Source organism: Vallitalea sp., from assembly GCF_025211055.1.
GTDB lineage: Bacteria > Bacillota > Clostridia > Lachnospirales > Vallitaleaceae > Vallitalea.
In genome coordinates this window covers 95,818-114,111 of record NZ_JAOARO010000035.1, presented here as the reverse complement: position 1 = coordinate 114,111, position 18,294 = coordinate 95,818, and the positions used below count along the sequence as shown (strand labels likewise).

Here is an 18,294-nt window from a genome sequence, read left to right as displayed (position 1 = left end):
TTCTGCAATAAAAAGCAGCCTATTAGGTTGCATTCTAATAGGCTGCTTAAATCTTACTTAAAATGGTTCAAGTATACCCTTCATGTTATTTTCATAATCATTAGATATCTTGAACCTTCTATATAATCTATCTATAATTGGTTCACACTCATTCTGCATAATGCTAACTACCAACGCTTTAACTCTACTGATATGTAAAGTATCTGTTAATGTATTTAACTTATCCTCTAATAGCATATATATAATATCGAGCAAAGCCAAATCATTTTTAAACAGATATGAACCATCCAAAGTTACATACATTTTATTTTGTATATCATCCACTGATACTATTGCTTTTAGAAGATAATACTTATCACCACCATCATTTACCTGTCTCATTCTGTATATCTTAAAAATCATAAGATAGTCATTATTATCAAAATCCTAAAACTTCTAATAAATTAATCACTATAGGTGTTTCTTCAATCCCAAGAATATATCTATTGGTCACAAATATGCTATTGTTAAATATAATTCTGTATTCTTTGTTCTTCTCAGCTAATAGGCTATATATTTCCCTTTGGAACCCATTAATGGTTTCTATTCTTCTGTTCTGTATTGTTTCAAGATAAATCCATTTAATATCTCTGGATATGCTATATTGTTCAATAATATATTTCTTTAATGCTATCATTGTTTCTAAGTTAGGGATACCCTTCTTTTGGACATATGTATATAACGCATTTTGAGTTATATTGCTTCTCCTACATACTTCTTCAATACTATATAACCCTCTTTCTAATATGGTTGATATTATTTGATGTATTTGATTATTATTAAGAGTTACATCCATGCTCAAATCCTCCTTTGGTTTACTTATTACCCTTTTATAAACCAACAGAACATAGATATATTCATGATTCTTTTACTCAATCTTATTTTCTCATGATTTTTTCTAATCGTAATCCCGAATTTTATCACTTTCATGAATTATTCATATTAGCGATTAACAGTTGAACTTTTTATCCTGTCCTAGAACTTGTCTATCAAATGTTGATGTTTTACATAAATCCTCATAATTTTAATGTGTAACCAGAAACCTATTCATTGTTTTGGTGTTTTTATTACTGTAATATACCTTTGATTAGAGTATTAAATAATATGAAAAAAGTCTTATTTTGCACTATATACATTAACTAAAGCAGCTCCTAATCAATTTCAGTATACCCATCCGAAGCCTTTTAATCAGACTCTATGTCATTTTCAATAACCATAGAAGATATTTTGTATAATCAGTCATTGTATATAGTACGCATTATGTTAACTTCTATATTCAAACTTAATAGTCGTACATAATATTGCATAGTAAAAGGGCTAGGTATTGTTCTAACCTAGCCCCACCGTGGATTTCATAACTTATTGTATGCTGTAACCCATAATATTATATTCACTGTCAAAAACTACATAAACAATTTTCCCATTTGGTGGGGATATGTTGGATTCAAGAACTCCATTGTTTAATACCCAATGTATTTCTTTTTCAGTAATATTATCCCAACTAAGTTTGTTTATGCTATCTTGTTCTGTTGAAAAGATGGCATACGCATTAGGTAATTTACTCATATCCACCTTAATTTTCCTTGTCATGACCTGCCCATATTTTGGGTGGACACTTCCCTCTGTTATAGTAACAGTTATTTCATTATCTACTAATTCATTATGCTCTCTTATTTTATCTAGATTTGTCTTAGGTTGCTCTTCTATAATATCTTTCTCCACTTTAGATGCTTCTATCGTTGAATCAGCTATTTCCTTGACTAAATGTAAGGCTACCCCTATATCCTTTTGTACAACTTCTTCCTCTATCAATTTATCAATCAAACTTTTATCATTATTGTCTTTGATTTTAACCGTCAATGTGTTATAAGATAGAGATACCATATCATCACGTAAGAACTGCTTATCTTTTAGTAGATTATACTCATTCTCTGATAAAATTTCTTTTTCTTTTGCTGTCTCTAATGCTGTAGACCAATTAAAATCTCCATTTTTGTCATTATACCCTAATGCTCTCAACATTAACGTTGCATATGATTTAGCACTCATCATATCAGATGACCCTATGAGATTATTTCCAACCCCTTGTACTAAATCTTCTTTATATAAATAGCTATATGTACATTAGCCCATTCTGGTACATCAGTAAATGGATGTTCATAATTGTTTTCTTTAGCTTCTTCTTCTTTTCCTAAAAGCCTAACCAACATTACCATGGCTTCTACTCTTGATGGTGCTCTTTCTAATTCAAAGCCTTTGTCACTACCTTTGAATAATCCAAGTTCCTTTAATGCTTCTGCTTTTGGTTGATGTTGTATCATACTTGCAGAGATAGTAACTGTTAGCAATACAGATAATGTAACCATATTGGTTACTAAATAAATACACTTTTTCATGAAATGAACTCTCCTTTGTTTTAGTTTTATAAATATGATAACATATATCGTCCATAAATAAAACGTACAAACAGGAGATTAGTGCTGTTTTCTCATTTTTTCAGTATGTAAATCTAACCTTTAATCCATTTATGCATAGGTTAAGGTTATCTTTATCTAAGCATTTCAGAATACACAATATGGTTTCTTCCGTCTTATATCCATTATATAGATTATATGCTAATTTGATAAGTGCTATTGATGATGTACAGAAATCAATATTTGTATTATTTAGGCATTCAGGTTCAATACATCGTTCCACAAAATCATAGATATAATCTGCTTTTTGATATAAATCTATATTGCCTGATAGGATAAAAAATAACGCATTCCTTTCACTATCGTTCTTATTGGTACCACCTTTTTGGATTAAGATATTATATTTTGTAATATGCTCTTCGTTTAAGAATAATTGCTCCATAATATAAACTCCTTTTTCTGATAAAATATGTTCATATTATATAATTGCAATGTGTATTAATTATTCTAGGTAGCTTTTTACAAATGATTTTCTTGGCAAATCATTTGACACCAAAAAGATATAGTACGATTTTATCAACAGCTCATTATAGATAGTATCTTTATTGCTTATAATAGAAACTACCATTAATTCAATTTTATCTAGCTACTAGGTAGGTCTTTAATTGTTATTATAAAATGTTAACTCTCCCTTTCACTATCTAAATTGCTATATTGAAATATATCTTCTAAAGTCTTACCATACATTGCCTATGTAAGCTATGAGCATTAGCATCACAATACGCTTAGGTATCAGCTAATGTATAGAAATGCTAGTGACTGACAGGTTCAATGTACACTTAGTTTCTCTCTAGTTACCTTATTCTCCTTAGTTATTTAGGTTACATGTAAGACCTTATATATAAGTTCCATGTTATTGAGCTATTTTATGTTAGAACTTATTCTAGAAAATCATTAACATTGTAATAAATAGTAATGAAAAGACCCTCTTACTAACTTCAAGGTATGTTTTGATAAAAAAGTCCCATATATCTTGCAACCCTTATCCAATATCCCAATAAACAATAGATAATTTCATATAATGTCCATCCTTTTGCATTTCTCAATAAACAGAACTTTGCTACCTAACATAATCTAACCAATCCAATTTTACGTTTTACATTTTATTTAGTCGCATACCATTTATTACCATGCACTGAATCATTAAATTCATTTGTTATTACTTCGTTCCCTAAGAAATATATGCTATGTTTGCAAAAAGAACCACAAATCTATTTGATGATTTGTAGTCCTAAAAAAATACTATTTGTTATTTCAATACATATATTAATCATAGTCCCCTTAATCTATTGTTACATCACTTCTCCTCAATTTCATTCAAAGTATGTATAATAGAAAGTCCAATCGCTTTTGCTAATGAAACACAAACAGCATTTCCTATTTGTCTATATGTCTCTGTCATAAACCCTGCGAATACCCATTCATCTGGGTAACTTTGTATACGTGTACATTCTCTTACAGTAAATGGACGTGTCTCTGTAGGATGAATACGTTCTGCTTTCATCATAGATGGTGCACATGTTATTGTTAAACTAGGTTCATCCCAACTTAACCTACGTCCTATACCAGCTTTACCACCAGACATATCATACATTTTACCTAAGTATTTCCTTGCAATATCGTCTGGCAAGTCCCTCCAATTTCCACCAGGTGGGATTAATTCTAATATCTCTTTCTTTTCTTTAGTAAATTTCGCTCCTTTTGATGCTGGCACATTGTTAAGTATATCTCTTAATACAGGCTTATATTTATAAGGTTTTGGGAATCGATATTCCACATTATATTGCTCTAATAAATCATCACGTATACCCACAATTATAATACGCTCTCTTCGTTGTGCCACTCCATAATCCCAGCTATTTAACACCTTGTATTTAAGGGTATACCCTGCATTACTTAACGCTTTTATAATAGTCCTTAATGCACGTCCTTTATTGTTATGAACTAAGCCCGTAACGTTTTCAAATAAACACATACGTGGTCTAAGCACATCTAATGCTCTAACATAATATTTGAACATATTTCCTCTTGTATCATCAAGCCCACGTCTTTTACCAGCAGTACTAAATGATTGGCATGGTGGACCACCAGCCAATAGATCAATATTAGATATATCATCATTATCAAAATAATTCATAAGACCTCTTTTTGTTACATTCACAATATCATCTTCAATAACATTCCAATTTGGTCTATTTAGCCTTAATGTCTGACAGGCATGTTTATCTTTTTCTATAAGTCCTAATGTATGAAATCCAGCCTGTTCAAGGCCAAGAGCAAGTCCCCCAGCACCTGCAAAAACCTCAACTGTTGTATATTTACGCTTCTTTATAACCTTAGATGTATCTATATACCTATCGGGTTTGGTAGTTAATTCCTTCATGTCAAATATGCTATAATCTTTATTGATATTAAGTATATCAATAAAGTCTAAGCCTAATGTATCACAGAGCTTCATAACATTTTTCTTGACAGGCTGAAACTGTTTAGATAGTATAACGGACAGTTGCCCCTTCGTTATATTCATTAATGCTGCTAATTCTGTCTGGCTGGATATCCCCTTTTCTTTCATATACTTGCGTACTAACTCTTTATCAATATGTATAGACAATTATGTTCACCTTCTTATGTACAATATTAGCTTTAATTATTGTATCATAAGATAAATTATAGTACAAAAAATTTCTATATATCTCTAGACGAGCAAATTAGCTTACAATATTAACAAATAATTAAAGACACCCAAAACATTATAGTGTATGTTAAAGTTCCTATACAAAATCACACTGAAAAGGATGTTTTGGATGTCGAACTTTATCTTAGCAAATAATGATCTTATTAACAAGTTTTTTGATGAAACTAATCGTTGGCCTATTGAAGTATTCTTTAAGCAAGAGAAGAATCAAATAGGATTTGATAAATACCAAATACGTTCTATAAAAGGAATTAAGAGGCTTTGGCTTCTACTATCCTTAGTTCATTTATTTTGTACTATCGGTAGGCGGGAACATATCCACTACATTAGCTTTATGTAAATATTGCATCTTAAACGCGATAAAAAGTGTATTAATTTTGTCATTTAATCAACTGCAAACCCCGCTGTCAAATAGTATTTATCATAATCCCCCGTGCTTCTAAAATCCAGTATATCTTTGACTATACGGTATTCACCAGTATCCAGATTTCCGTAAAGCCAGTCCCAATCAACTTGCCATTCCCTCTCCTCTCCAGAAGCCAAATCATATCCAATATCATTAAATCCGTAATTACCATCAATAACAACAGGAACCTGATACCAATTTCCATCAATTTTCTTTTCCAACCAAAAGTATTCACCATAGGTACACTGACTACTAGAGTTATTCTTAATTACTAATGTCAAACTAGTAGAGGAATCTGTACCTTCCTTTAGAGTCATTGTAACACCATCAAAGTTGTTTACAGTTTCATATGTTGTAGGTTCCCAGTCAGTTGTTTTATCAGATAAAGTATTGCTTTTGTCTGATTCTTTTTCTGTAAACAGCGTGTAAACCATATCGCCACGTACATAGGTGAGTGAGCCAAGCGTCCAATCTGAAGTATGTAGATACCCATACTCGCCTGTGTCGAATCTTACAACTTCAAAACTATAATTGCCAAACTTTTTTGAATTAATCACTTCATCTATGGAAACAAACTGACTGCTAAATGGTTTATCCATTGGCTCATATGTTTTTTCATATAATGTATTATCTGATATGGTATATACGAACATATTTTTACTGTTCATAGGGTGTAATTGCACTATATTTCCATCCATGCTGACAGAAACATCACAATAATAATCTCCTTGAGTGTAATTACACTTTAAAGGCTTTAAGTCTAGGCTACGTATAATTTGTTGTGATTTAATATCATATACAAATAGTCCGAAATAACCATGGAAAATCACAATATCATCAGAAGCAAAGTCAAGAAAAGCCATATCAGCGCCTATGTTCTGATCAATCGACCATTTGGGTATAGTTGGCTCAAGGCTATTTATACGCCATATGTACAAATCTCCTATCCAATCTTCATTTTCAGCCTCAATGATTTCCAAGATATTATCTTCGTTTATTTTCAAAACAAGATCAAATTCTGTTACATGTAGCAGCACTTTTTCATTAACAATATCATATTCTCCATCGTGAACATAACTTATGTTAAAAATCCCCCATTGACATGTGAAATCTCTTTCTAACCTTATCCAATAATAGATTTCATCATGCTTACATTCATAGAAGCCAAATTTAATTTCATTATTTGGTTTGTTTATATTATTATTTTCTAAATCGTCTTCTACAAACTTTTTAATGTCTTCATTTGTTTCCAATAGCAGATTGCCATTAATCAGCTTGCTAAATTCTTCTTTGCTTTTGGCAAAATCACGCACATTTTTTCCATATTGATCATTCGCCCATTCTCGCGTGTACTGCATAGAATATGGGGTTAACCCATCATCTAAGTTGAAATTGATATATTCTACGTTTCCAATCAGAGCAAACATAATCATAGCATTATCTTGAAACTGTTGCTGATTTGCTTCACCACTATATAAATTTCTGGTTTCTGTATCTGTTTTTAGATTGACAGTTATTGAAAAAGGCTTACTATCAGTAAAAAGCTCAAAGGAATCATAAGCTATGTTTTTAGAAAATGTTAATAAAGAGATGATACCTCCAACCTTTGAGTTATCGCCTACATACTCGGTTTTATTTTTTAAAAGCTGCGAAGTAAGACTGTTATTATCTTGTTTAACTGTAATTGGGTTGGTAAACAAACCAACCGCAACTACTATGGCTACAACTAAAGCAACAGCAATCACCCAAAACTTTGGTTTTCTATAATTTAACACGTTTTTAATCCTCACTTTTACATTTCCCTCGCCAAAGGCAAGTGGACTCCCATTTAAAATATGCTTTCTGGTAGCAAGTGACAATAATGAAATAGCATAAGGCTTTTTAATATCTTCATCCATTTCTTTTAATACTCTTTCGTCACAAGAAAGCTCCATATCCTTACTCATCAATATAAACGAAACCCACACAAGAGGATTAAACCAGTGTATGGACAATATTAAGAAGGCTAATATCTTAATAATATGATCTTTCCGATGAATATGGGTCTGTTCGTGTAGCAAAATATAGCTTTTTTCAGTGGCACTAAGTCCAACCGGCAAATATATCTTAGGACGTACCAATCCAAGTACAAAAGGTGTTTTCAAATTGTTAGCTTCAAAGATATTCTTCTCAATTAATTGTGCGCTTTTAAGCTGTTTATATAAGCTCAAAATAGAAACAAAGCTATAAACAAGCAATGCTATTATACCTAAAATCCAAACATATGCCCCTATTTCCACATAAATCTGCAATGGATTTACACTAGCCCCAACAGTCGGTACGGGAAGTGATTGACTTACAAATGAATCAACTGCTTCTATCCCACTATTAATCTGTGGACTTTGCTGATAGATGATATCATGGGGGATTGGTACAGTTTTTGTGTTTCGTGGTAAAAGACTAAACATACTCTCAAATGAGAATGGGATTATAAGGCGAAAGGCCACCACACCCCATAAAATATATGAGATGAATTTTGGAGCTTTTTTGAGTAATAGTCTTACAAGTATCACAAAAAGAATTACATAGCTTGCCATAAGGCTTATATTTAAAATATTAAGAAATAATCCACTCATTGCTACACCTCCTTGTGCTCATCAATCATTCTTTTCAACTTTTCAGCTTGGTGTTTACTTAATTTTCTTGCTCCAATAAAAGCTGTTAAAAATTTCGGCAATGACCCTCCAAAAGTATCCTCAACAAAACGTATACTTTGTTTTGAACAATATTCATTCTTTGTAATTAGAGATGAAACAAGAGCGTTTTTATTTTGGAAAATACCTTTTTCACATAATTTTTTTAACACTGTATATGTTGTGGACTTTTTCCAATTCATTTCTTTCTCACATAGCTTTACGAGATCACCAGAACCAATAGGCTCATTCTTCCAAATGATATCTGCAAACTTTTCTTCACTTTCAGTTAGTTTATAATCTATCATGCTAAACCTCCTTAGTCTATATATTATCGACCTTGTGTTTTAGTCTACGCCTTATAGACTAAAATGTCAATAAAGATTTTTTAATAAATCTTCAATTGTTAATCAAATCATACAAAAAGCTGCCAGTAAGTGAAGTATTCTTTAAGCAAGAGAAGAATCAAATAGGATTTGATAAATACTAAATACGTTCTATAAAAGGAATTAAGAGGCTTTGGCTTCAACTATCCTTAGTGCATTTATTTTGTACTATAGGTACTGGAAGTATCATGCAGTTTAGTGAAGGATTACGTAAATCCCGTTGCCAAACTAAAGTTAATAATATCTCTTGGATTTATCAATGTGCCAAAAACAACGTTCCTTTGGATAGCGTTTTAAAAGCTTTTAAAGTTGCGTAGGGCTTAGTTTAACTAGGTGCTGTAAATATTTGCAATCTAATTTGCTCGTTTAGAGTATATATATTATTCTTCAATTTCCAAGTAAGCTATAAATTAAGTTCATTTATAATCTTACGAGCAATAATTGCTTCAGAAGTCCAAAACCATGTCGATTCTCTATCCTTCATAGCAATATAATATTGACTTTGATTAACAAAATCCCTTAGTTGTTTTTCTGGATATTTTCTTTCTGTCTGAATATTAAGCGAATCTATTAATGCTTCAGTTCGCATCTGTATCAAATGATTCAGTTCATGTTTATTTAATCTATCGTTAGTCACATTCTTCCCCCTTCCCTTACCATTTTTTGTCGAACATAATATCAAAAATACTCATCTACTATATTTTGTATTATTGCTACTATGTTTTACCTTCTTCTATAATATGAAACGTTTTGTTTTACAATATATCATCTTCATTCACAACTATATTTTGTTATATTCAATAATATAATTTGTCTACTCTTACGCCATTCTTTTCAATGGGAACCGTTATGGTTTTTACTATGATTCGTATATATTGTACGATAAGAAATATATGTAACAAATATTATTTGAAATCCTATTAACCGTATCTTTTGAAATAATTTTATCGTATGTTAAGTAACTATTTGTTGTAACAATGCAAAAAATCATCTTATTTTCACAGTTATCACTTTCAATTAATGTCATATAAATTTCTCACAAGGTAAGAAAGACCCCTCGCGTGAAGATTTTTATTACTTTTTCACCTCACACTTCATTACCCTTATTATTTTATTTTTAAAACCCCAGAAATTACACCCTTTTTCAGAAAAAAGGGCCGCGTGATATTTTTTTTCCTCACATTCAACATTCATCCTCACATTTTGTGATTATTTTAAGTTATTGATACTTCATATTTCTTTTTGCGCGTACAGTCTATTAGTTTAAAAATCATCTTTCCATCACTTCAACTATTTGCATTTATCAAAGTTTAGATGTAAAATAAATAAAAAACCAAAAGGAGTAATTATCGTGGAAGCAATAAATTTAGATAAATTAAAATCAGAAATACAAACACCTAAAGGATTCTTACAGGAAATATAGATATGGGATATATAAAAGTAAATAAAAGTGGGATATTGAACCCCATTTATCATAATTTATTATTTCAAATCATTAACACTCACATCTGGAATAATAAAACCATTAACAAACCCTGTTAAGTTCTCATTAATTGAAAAGTCCATATTGTATCCATTGATAGTTACCCCTTTTATCCTTGGCTCATAAGCTAATTTTGCTACATCACCACTAGAATATACCTAATATTATCTACTATAGAAGGTCCTAATCCATAGGATATAGCACTCATTGCTTTTGGCTTTCTAATAGTTAATACCGTTTCATATCTCACTACCTCAACATTAGATACTTCTTCATTATACCAGCCACCTGTTCCAGTACCTCTTTCTAAAGCACCTGAAATTCTATTTTTTAAATCCAAATCTACCAGAATATTATCGGCTGAACTACTTGCTCTTAATGTACCATCATATTTTATATTATACACCTTAGAACCATTATTCTTAGAACTAACGCTTACACCGGTATCTAATCCAAATCGACCACTAAAATCCCTTGATTTAGGTGATATATACTTACCTTTAACATATAACACATATTTTTCTTTCTTCAAATCATTGTATATATCACTAACAATATCACTATGCACTTTCTGGGAATTATCAGTATACCCCCAACTTGATGCTACAGATGATTTGACCCTTGGGATATATGATGTTATAGTCACTTTCATATCTTCAACAGATTTGATATTATATGCTCCAGCTTTAGGTAAGACTGGATATCCATAATTTCTTTTGGATAATTCTTTTGCTCGAATATCTCTAGCGAATACCCCTTCCATATATGTTTTACCTTTTGTTATCTTAATATCATGTCTATTCAATGCCTTAAATTCTCTAAGTTTGTCACCTACCATATAAATGTCATATTCAGCCCCAGTATTATCTTGATATTTCATTTTATACTCGGGATAAAATCTTATATTATCATTATCTGTTTCAATTATTTTATATGTACTACCACTCCATTTACCACTATTAACAATACTGCCTATAACTTTTGAGCTCTGTGATACTTTTACTCCCACATGCACATTAGCTGCAACATTGTTATTATTATTGCTAATGGAGTAGGTTGTATAGTCTGTTGTATTTGAGAATGCACCTAGATTCCAGTCTCTAATATATTTTCTTTCATTGGCTGAAATGCTTGTTGAAAAGCTATTGTTCACTATGCCAACAGTTCCTCTACTTGTACTTGGAATTAATCCTATATTAAATTCATTTAATGCATTAGGTTTATTATTTTTCCATGATGCTATTGTTGGTCTATCAGGTAGATAGAATCTTGATAACCACATTGTTCCGTTTACATTAGCTAAATTAAAGCTGTCTGTTTCGTTTGAAGTAAAAAAACTATTGTTTCTTATAGTACTGTCTTTAGCTATACTTCCTACACTATGAGCTAATGAGAATACCCCTTGATTATCCCATTTATGATTCCAAGTATCTGAATGGTAATAGTCTGTATAGTCCTTTGTCCAATATCTATCATCACTTAGTACCTTTGTTTTGTCCTTGGGGTCATATTCTACACTACCATGCTCATCCCAGCCCGATCTGTAGGAATAGCTTGTGTATGTACCATGCTCTGTGTGACAATATGGTCGAGAACAAGAATGAGACACATATACGGTTTTACTACCATTATCATTGAGATATTGGGGTGTTCCTGCATATGTAATTTTATCTCTTTCATTAAAATCATTGCTATCCCAAGCATAAATATCAGATACATATTTGGTGAGATAGTTTTCTGGTATTATGAATTGATATTCTCCTACAGGTGGTATGGAACTGCTATCATCCTCTGGTTCTTCTTCCTCAATAACTATTTTTCTTTCTTCTTCTCTTGTTACTAAAGGCAATGTTATGTACCATAGTTTTCCTTTGTTATCTTTATACCATGCCCACGATAGGCCTTTAGTATAAGTTGTTGGTGGTGTTACTATATGGAAATATTTATACCATTGTATATCGTTTCCATTTTTATCTAAGTTATTTACCTTGTATCGATGTGAATAGTCCTTACTTGCTATTAAACTTGCCCGAATATTATCTTCATATTGCTTTCTTAATTCTCCATTATCACCATCATATATTGATGGTCTTTGTACCCCCTTTTGTTTTACTTGCTTATCATTCCAAGGATTCTCTATCCAATTCTTAAAATTGAATAGACTTACTCCTTTTACATCCTGTTCCTTTTGAGGGTTAGGGAAGGGTTGTCCATCAAGCGTCACACCTAAGTATCTATGTTCTCCTTTACTATCCATATCCCCATACGGTTCTCCAAATACGACTAATCCATACTTATTGTATACTTCAACATTCACATATTCGTTAGATATTTTACCTGTTTCACTTTTCTTAAATGGTAAATCGTCTTCTAATACCTTAATATCTATTCGTTGTATCTCACAAAAATCAATATTTGCTTGATGAAGAATACTATCTAACGTAATAGTTTCAGCGTCTATGTTAATATTTATCATGGAAAATACCAATATTATGCATATACATAACCTTATTGTTCTGTTCATTCTATCGTCTCCTATTCTTGAATTTCATCTATTACTATCCATGCACTCCATTTGAGTCCTTGTATTCCAATATTATCATTATTCTCTATACTTATAATTCTTGACCTATCAGGTAAACCTTCTTGAAGTCGTTGCTTTTGTTTAATGTAGTTTAAGACACGTTCTATATCGCTACTACTATATCCCTTGCTTAATAGATACTTTTCTGTCTGCTTATATTGTGGTTCTAAGTCTCTTCTTACATCTATAGTAATACTCCATTTAGACCTATCTACCCTGTTACTCTCAACGACTTTTATATCAGGATATAGAATGCTTAACCTATATTTAAATTCCTCTACACCTGTCTTTTCATAGATATATTCTTCTGGTGTTTGGTTAAGCTTGTTTTTTCTAAGAATAGGTGTTGCTACACGATTAATAAATGCTACAGCTTCTGCTCTTGTCATTTGATTATATCCTTTATATTCTCCGTCAGGATACCCCTGTATAATGCCATGCTTCTCTAAGAATATAGGCTCTAGTGCATACCATTCTGGCACTTTCTCTATCTTAGCCTTAACATCAATAGGATTAATGTAATATTCTCCAAACATGGTTTCCTCTTTCTTAATATGAGTATGCTGACCTTTCATTTCTTTTAATTGATTCATTGATAATCCAGCTTCTGCAACAGTTATATTATCACCAAAGAATCTAAAGTTTTTAACAGATTCTTTCATAGCATATTCCAACACTTTACCATCATGTTCTTTATCTATAGATATATAATCCCATACATTGTATATCCAATATGCCGCTTCATACCTTGTTATTGGCTGTTTAAGTTGTTCTAGTGTATAAACCTTATCAGGAAATAACTTTGTGGCTATTGTCTTATATTCGTTCTCGAACCACTGATTTGTAGCTATATTATTGGATAAGTGGTAGGGACTTGTCCCATCTATATCGCCATTTTCCCACATAAATCTTCTCTTGGTCATATTACCTTTACCTAATGTGGCTCGTCCTAGTAACACCATAAATTGTAATCTTGTTACTTTTTCATTAGGTCTAAAAGTACTATCTGGATACCCATATGTAATTCCTAATGCAGATGCTAGAGCTACATCCTTTGCATACCATGCATCTTTAGATAAATCTTTATATTGCCTTATTGTAAATTCCGTAAGTTTATCTACTGTATCCATACTTTTTATTCTAGAACCAATATCAAAGGCACTTGCCATATTGCTTTTCTGTTTGTAATTCTCTTGCGTACATGTCACAAATAAGGATTCATATAGTTCCTTCGTTATGTTCTGCTCATTGTCAATTAATATCTTCTTATAGTTTGCTTTTAAATCTTCAAATACTAATGTTGATGTTATAGTTCCACTATTTAACAATGCTTCTTGATGATTATTAGCTAGTACTTGAATAGGGTTTATCATAATTGATGCTGCTAATGAAATTGTTGTTATATTTTTAATCACTTTACTTAATCTTATATTTATCATCTTTCGTTCTCCTTTCAATTTCTTATTACTTGGATTCAAGTTGTATGTTATTTTTCTTTTCCCAAGCTCTTACATGCTTATAGAATACCCCTGGTTTAATTCCCAGCAGACGCATACAATCAACCGCCTTAAGTTCTTTATTAACTCGCCATTTAGTATATAACTCAGCAAATAATTCCATATCAACGTCAATCGGGCGTCTACCAGTATATTTTCCTTGTAATTTGGCCTTTGCGATTCCTTCCCTTTGGCGAATCAACATCTTATTTCTCTCTTTTTGAGCTACATAACTTAAAATACTTAGTGATATGTCTGCTATCAAAGTACACTCAAGTTCACTTTTATTCACTGTATTAAGTAGGTCTGTTTCTAAAACAATAATATTTACTTTTCTCTCACGTGTTAATTCTCTCCATTCTTCCTGTATCTGAGAATAATTTCTACCTAATCGGTCAAGTTCCTTGATAAGTAGCAAGTATCCTTCTCTTAATTGACGCTTCAATGTTATATAACCTTCTCTTTGAAAATCTTTTCCCGATTGTCTGTCAATGTATATATCTCTTTCATCTAATGATATATCATTATCTACACAATACTTTTTTACAGCAGTAATTTGTCTATCTGGGTCTTGTTCTTTTGTAGATACTCGCCCATAGAAAAACGTCTTGCTATTAGTTATTTGGTTCATAACTATTTCTCCTCTCTAGCCTGCTAGTCTTAAGATACCTAAAATAGTGTCATATATTAATTCTGCTTCTAAATCACCTTTGCTTATTGTACTAATTATTTGAGGTTCAAGAACAATGATATCTACTTTCTCCTCACGTATTAACTTTGTCCACTCACGTTGTATTTGATGGGAGTTTTTACCTAATTCACTAAGGTTCTGAAATATTAGTAATCCCCCTTCCCTTAATCGACGTGTTATTGCAAGATAATGTCCTTCTGATTCATCCTTACCTACGCAATACCTCATATCAACTATAACTTGATTTGAATCATCTTGGTTCCTTGTAGCTGACACCTCCTTTTCAAAAGATGTCTTACTATTGGTCATTTTGTTCATAGCTACTTCTCCTTTCCATATGTTTATTTAGGCTATACCCTAAATGCATATACTAGATATCACTATATTCTCTTTTTTTAGGGCTTCACACCCCTTTTATGAATAACCGTTATTTCTATACCCACCCTATTTGAACAAAATGTTATTTTTTTATTGATAATAATAAAAAACTTAGAATTTCTTTTAGAAATGTATTATTTACTATAATCTAAAATATCATTGCTTTGGGATGACTCATCTGATACTATAAAAATAGTTCTTTTCAGTTAAAATACTAAAAACCACGAGGAGGAAATTAATGAAGCGAAGCATTTTATATTACCCTGAAATAGATATTAAAGATGGAATCTGGCTCAGAAATGCACTTTTATATTGGGATGAAGTAGCATCAATTATGCCTTATGATGAGAATGACTTTTATATAAGTCCAGAGTTACAATATTTAAGAGATAGTGGTTTATATACTGCTGTAAGACCCGACGCTCTTTTTTGTTCGGAGCATTATCATGATTTTGAGTCAGAATTACGTATTGAGTTTGAAAGAGTTCTAAAAAGACATAGACAAACTTATAGAAAAGATAATAGACAGTTAATTCATCATGAGAAACTTAATTTACCTAATGAACAGCATTTATTACATAGAAGTAAAACTACAAATGTCATTTTAGATATGTTGCAAGAAACAGGTCATATAGAACAAGAACTAGATGGAAGATGGTTACAAATTGACAAGAATGTTCTTTTTAGGTATATGTCTATTTTAGCTAAATATCTAGCTATTGCTAATGACAATGGTATGGTTATTGGTACTGATTCAAGACCTGCACAGAATATAGCTTATAAGGCTTCACGTAATACAGGAAAGCAAGTCTTTCTATCATATTTTGGTAATGCTATGCCTATACCAAATCGTAATATACCTCTAGATGCAATAATTGATTTTAAACTTAAACATAAAAATGAGCTTTTGGCATTAAGAAAAGAATTTACTAGATTTGAAGGAGAGTTAGCTATAGCTGAATGTCCTGAGCAATTAGAAGAAACTCTTATCACTTTTAAAGAATCAATAGAAATGGCAATAAACGATATTGAAAGAATTATGAAAGAACATAAATGGAGTATACGAAAAACTTTAATAAACTCAATGCTAAAAGTAAGTATACCCACAACCCTAGTAACTGCATCAAATATTGTTGGAGTACCTTTCCCTCCATGGTCTAAACTAACCGCCATAGCTTCAACAACATTACTAGCCATTGGTATTGGATTATATGATTGTGGTAATGTTAAAGATAAAGATATAAGAAAAAATGGCTTTTCTTATATCTACAAAGCAAGAGAATCTGGTCTCTTCCGATAAAAACACAACATTATATTTAATTTATTAAGTTACATAGTGATAAAAATATAGTTATGGACTAATATAACCAACAGGATGGGGTGCAGATAAATCAATGACAGCTCTAATATCAAATAACGCAGACATAGCTTTCATGGGACCAGAAGCATCTATTTACGTTTTCAATGAAGGCAAAGAGGACTATATAATCAATTTCGCACAACTTACCCAAAGAGCTGGAAATTTTTTAATAGGAAGAACTGATGAAGAATTTAACTTGGAAGATTTGAAAGGCAAAACAATAATTGGTGGTCGCCCAGGTGGAATGCCTCAGATGGTTCTAGAATACATCTTGAAAAAGAATAATATCAAACCATATGAAGATGTAGAGATTATTACTAATATTGATTTCACAGCTACTGCTGGTTCATTTATTGGTGGTACAGGAGACTATACAGCAGAATTCGAGCCATCTGCTTCAAAAATTGAAAATGAAGACAAAGGTCATGTAGTTACATCTTTAGGTATAGAAAGCGGTTTAGTTCCTTATACTGCATACATGGCTGAAAAAAGTTATATTAAAGCCAACCCAGCAACTATACAAAAATTCACCAATGCTATCTATAAAAGTCAACTCTGGGTTGATGAACATACACCTGAAGAAATTGCTGAAGTTATTAAACCACAATTTAAAGATACCGATATGGAATTGCTTATTCAGATTGTGCAAAGATATAAAGAACAAGATACTTGGAGAAAAGACCCATATTTTGAAAAAGCAGGTCTTGACCTACTTCAAAACATTCTTGATTCAGCTGGTGAATTAGATAAAAGAGTAGAATATGATAATATTGTTACAACAGAGTTTGCTGAAGAGGCGATTAAGAATATTGAATAATCATGACCACCCGTATATACGGGTGGTCTATTCAGAAGTTTTAATATCCTGTTTTGTAATCATTAATTATATTTAAAAAACCAACTCACTTATCTTACTACTTGTATCTTTCATAGCTTCAATTACATCATCTACATTATCCTCCAAATGCTGCTTGAAAGTTCCTGCTCCCAATACAGCAATAGGTTTAGATTCGCCAGCATATAATGGTACTCCGATACGTAATATATTCTTATTAATGAACCCATTATCAAGAACATATCCATTATCTAAGAAGTGTGACTTTAACTGATTCATATGTTCTAAAATATTATTATTCTTACTTACATATATTTCTTCAATACGACTCTGTTCTTCTTCTTCCAAGTGTACAATATATGGTAAAGCCCATGTAATAGATTCTTCATAGTAACGACAAGTATCAACACTCATCATTGTAATATTATCCTTGTGAGCTTGTTTTGTTAAAACAATAAACTGATCATTAGAATATCCTATTAGCAATAAACTAATACCGTATTTATTACTTAAATCAACTAAATATTTTTTAGCTACTTCCTTAAGGAAATGCCATCTATTACTCTTCTCTGCCAAACTAAAAAACTTTAATCCTATTATATATTTATTGTTCAAATTCTTCTGTATATAGTCCAGATAACGTAATGTATGCAGATAACGATTCAAACTACTTACATTATAACCCGTCATTGATTGAAGCTGATTAAAACTTACTTGTTCTTCCCTTGCTATTATTTCTAATATTTTTAGCCCTTTTTCTAAAGCTGGTGCTGGCGTTAAGGACATTTTATCACC

The 18,294-nt window shown here is 31.4% G+C and carries 17 protein-coding genes; 3 read left to right on the top strand and 14 right to left on the bottom strand.

Features of this window, described 5'->3' with window-relative positions; translation table 11 throughout:
- Positions 1-57: 57 nt before the first annotated feature.
- The 6 genes from N4A55_RS04710 to dcm all read right to left on the bottom strand — a co-directional run bounded on the left by N4A55_RS04710 (position 58) and on the right by dcm (position 5,124).
- Complete coding sequence (locus tag N4A55_RS04710; RefSeq protein WP_293754350.1) at positions 58-381, bottom strand: hypothetical protein; 324 nt, start codon at positions 379-381, stop codon at positions 58-60.
- Positions 382-418: 37 nt separating this feature from the next.
- Positions 419-835, bottom strand: a complete 417-nt coding sequence (locus N4A55_RS04705) for a hypothetical protein (protein ID WP_293754349.1) — start codon at positions 833-835, stop codon at positions 419-421.
- 563 nt (positions 836-1,398) lie between these two features.
- The gene (locus tag N4A55_RS04700) at positions 1,399-2,091 is read right to left on the bottom strand and encodes a hypothetical protein (protein ID WP_293754348.1); all 693 of its coding nucleotides are present in this window, start codon (positions 2,089-2,091) and stop codon (positions 1,399-1,401) included.
- A 38-nt stretch (positions 2,092-2,129) separates the two neighbouring features.
- Positions 2,130-2,435: a hypothetical protein gene (locus tag N4A55_RS04695; protein ID WP_293754347.1), complete on the bottom strand. Its 306-nt coding sequence runs from the start codon at positions 2,433-2,435 to the stop codon at positions 2,130-2,132.
- Between the two features lie 100 nt (positions 2,436-2,535).
- The gene (locus tag N4A55_RS04690) at positions 2,536-2,895 is read right to left on the bottom strand and encodes a DUF6075 family protein (RefSeq protein WP_293754346.1); all 360 of its coding nucleotides are present in this window, start codon (positions 2,893-2,895) and stop codon (positions 2,536-2,538) included.
- Positions 2,896-3,810: 915 nt separating this feature from the next.
- The gene (dcm, locus tag N4A55_RS04685) at positions 3,811-5,124 is read right to left on the bottom strand and encodes a DNA (cytosine-5-)-methyltransferase (RefSeq protein WP_293754345.1); all 1,314 of its coding nucleotides are present in this window, start codon (positions 5,122-5,124) and stop codon (positions 3,811-3,813) included.
- 193 nt (positions 5,125-5,317) lie between these two features.
- Here dcm and N4A55_RS04680 point away from each other — a divergent pair, with 193 nt between their 5' ends.
- Complete coding sequence (locus tag N4A55_RS04680; protein WP_293754344.1) at positions 5,318-5,548, top strand: hypothetical protein; 231 nt, start codon at positions 5,318-5,320, stop codon at positions 5,546-5,548.
- A gap of 44 nt (positions 5,549-5,592) precedes the next feature.
- Here N4A55_RS04680 and N4A55_RS04675 read toward each other — a convergent pair whose 3' ends face one another.
- The 7 genes from N4A55_RS04675 to N4A55_RS04645 all read right to left on the bottom strand — a co-directional run bounded on the left by N4A55_RS04675 (position 5,593) and on the right by N4A55_RS04645 (position 15,244).
- The gene (locus N4A55_RS04675; RefSeq protein ID WP_293754343.1) at positions 5,593-8,229 is read right to left on the bottom strand and encodes a M56 family metallopeptidase; all 2,637 of its coding nucleotides are present in this window, start codon (positions 8,227-8,229) and stop codon (positions 5,593-5,595) included.
- Between the two features lie 2 nt (positions 8,230-8,231).
- Positions 8,232-8,594 (bottom strand): BlaI/MecI/CopY family transcriptional regulator, encoded by a 363-nt coding sequence (locus tag N4A55_RS04670; protein ID WP_293754342.1) that lies wholly within the window; start codon positions 8,592-8,594, stop codon positions 8,232-8,234.
- Positions 8,595-9,075: 481 nt separating this feature from the next.
- Complete coding sequence (locus tag N4A55_RS04665) at positions 9,076-9,309, bottom strand: hypothetical protein (RefSeq protein WP_293754341.1); 234 nt, start codon at positions 9,307-9,309, stop codon at positions 9,076-9,078.
- Positions 9,310-10,291: 982 nt separating this feature from the next.
- Positions 10,292-12,679 carry an Athe_2463 domain-containing protein gene (locus tag N4A55_RS04660; protein ID WP_293754340.1) on the bottom strand — a complete coding sequence of 796 codons (2,388 nt, stop codon included), beginning with the start codon at positions 12,677-12,679 and terminating at the stop codon, positions 10,292-10,294.
- Positions 12,680-12,690: 11 nt separating this feature from the next.
- Positions 12,691-14,178 carry an S-layer homology domain-containing protein gene (locus tag N4A55_RS04655; RefSeq protein ID WP_293754339.1) on the bottom strand — a complete coding sequence of 496 codons (1,488 nt, stop codon included), beginning with the start codon at positions 14,176-14,178 and terminating at the stop codon, positions 12,691-12,693.
- 25 nt (positions 14,179-14,203) lie between these two features.
- Positions 14,204-14,866: a recombinase family protein gene (locus N4A55_RS04650; protein ID WP_293754338.1), complete on the bottom strand. Its 663-nt coding sequence runs from the start codon at positions 14,864-14,866 to the stop codon at positions 14,204-14,206.
- Positions 14,867-14,881: 15 nt separating this feature from the next.
- A complete protein-coding gene (locus N4A55_RS04645) occupies positions 14,882-15,244 on the bottom strand; it encodes a hypothetical protein (RefSeq protein ID WP_293754337.1) in 363 nt (120 codons plus the stop codon).
- Between the two features lie 298 nt (positions 15,245-15,542).
- Between N4A55_RS04645 and N4A55_RS04640 the strand changes: the two genes are divergently transcribed.
- Both N4A55_RS04640 and N4A55_RS04635 read left to right on the top strand, forming a co-directional pair.
- Positions 15,543-16,604 (top strand): DUF6236 family protein, encoded by a 1,062-nt coding sequence (locus tag N4A55_RS04640; RefSeq protein ID WP_293754336.1) that lies wholly within the window; start codon positions 15,543-15,545, stop codon positions 16,602-16,604.
- A gap of 94 nt (positions 16,605-16,698) precedes the next feature.
- The gene (locus tag N4A55_RS04635) at positions 16,699-17,481 is read left to right on the top strand and encodes an ABC transporter substrate-binding protein (RefSeq protein ID WP_293754335.1); all 783 of its coding nucleotides are present in this window, start codon (positions 16,699-16,701) and stop codon (positions 17,479-17,481) included.
- Positions 17,482-17,553: 72 nt separating this feature from the next.
- On the opposite strand, the gene N4A55_RS04630 is transcribed toward N4A55_RS04635, so the two are convergent.
- Positions 17,554-18,285 (bottom strand): helix-turn-helix domain-containing protein, encoded by a 732-nt coding sequence (locus N4A55_RS04630; RefSeq protein WP_293754334.1) that lies wholly within the window; start codon positions 18,283-18,285, stop codon positions 17,554-17,556.
- Positions 18,286-18,294 lie beyond the last annotated feature (9 nt).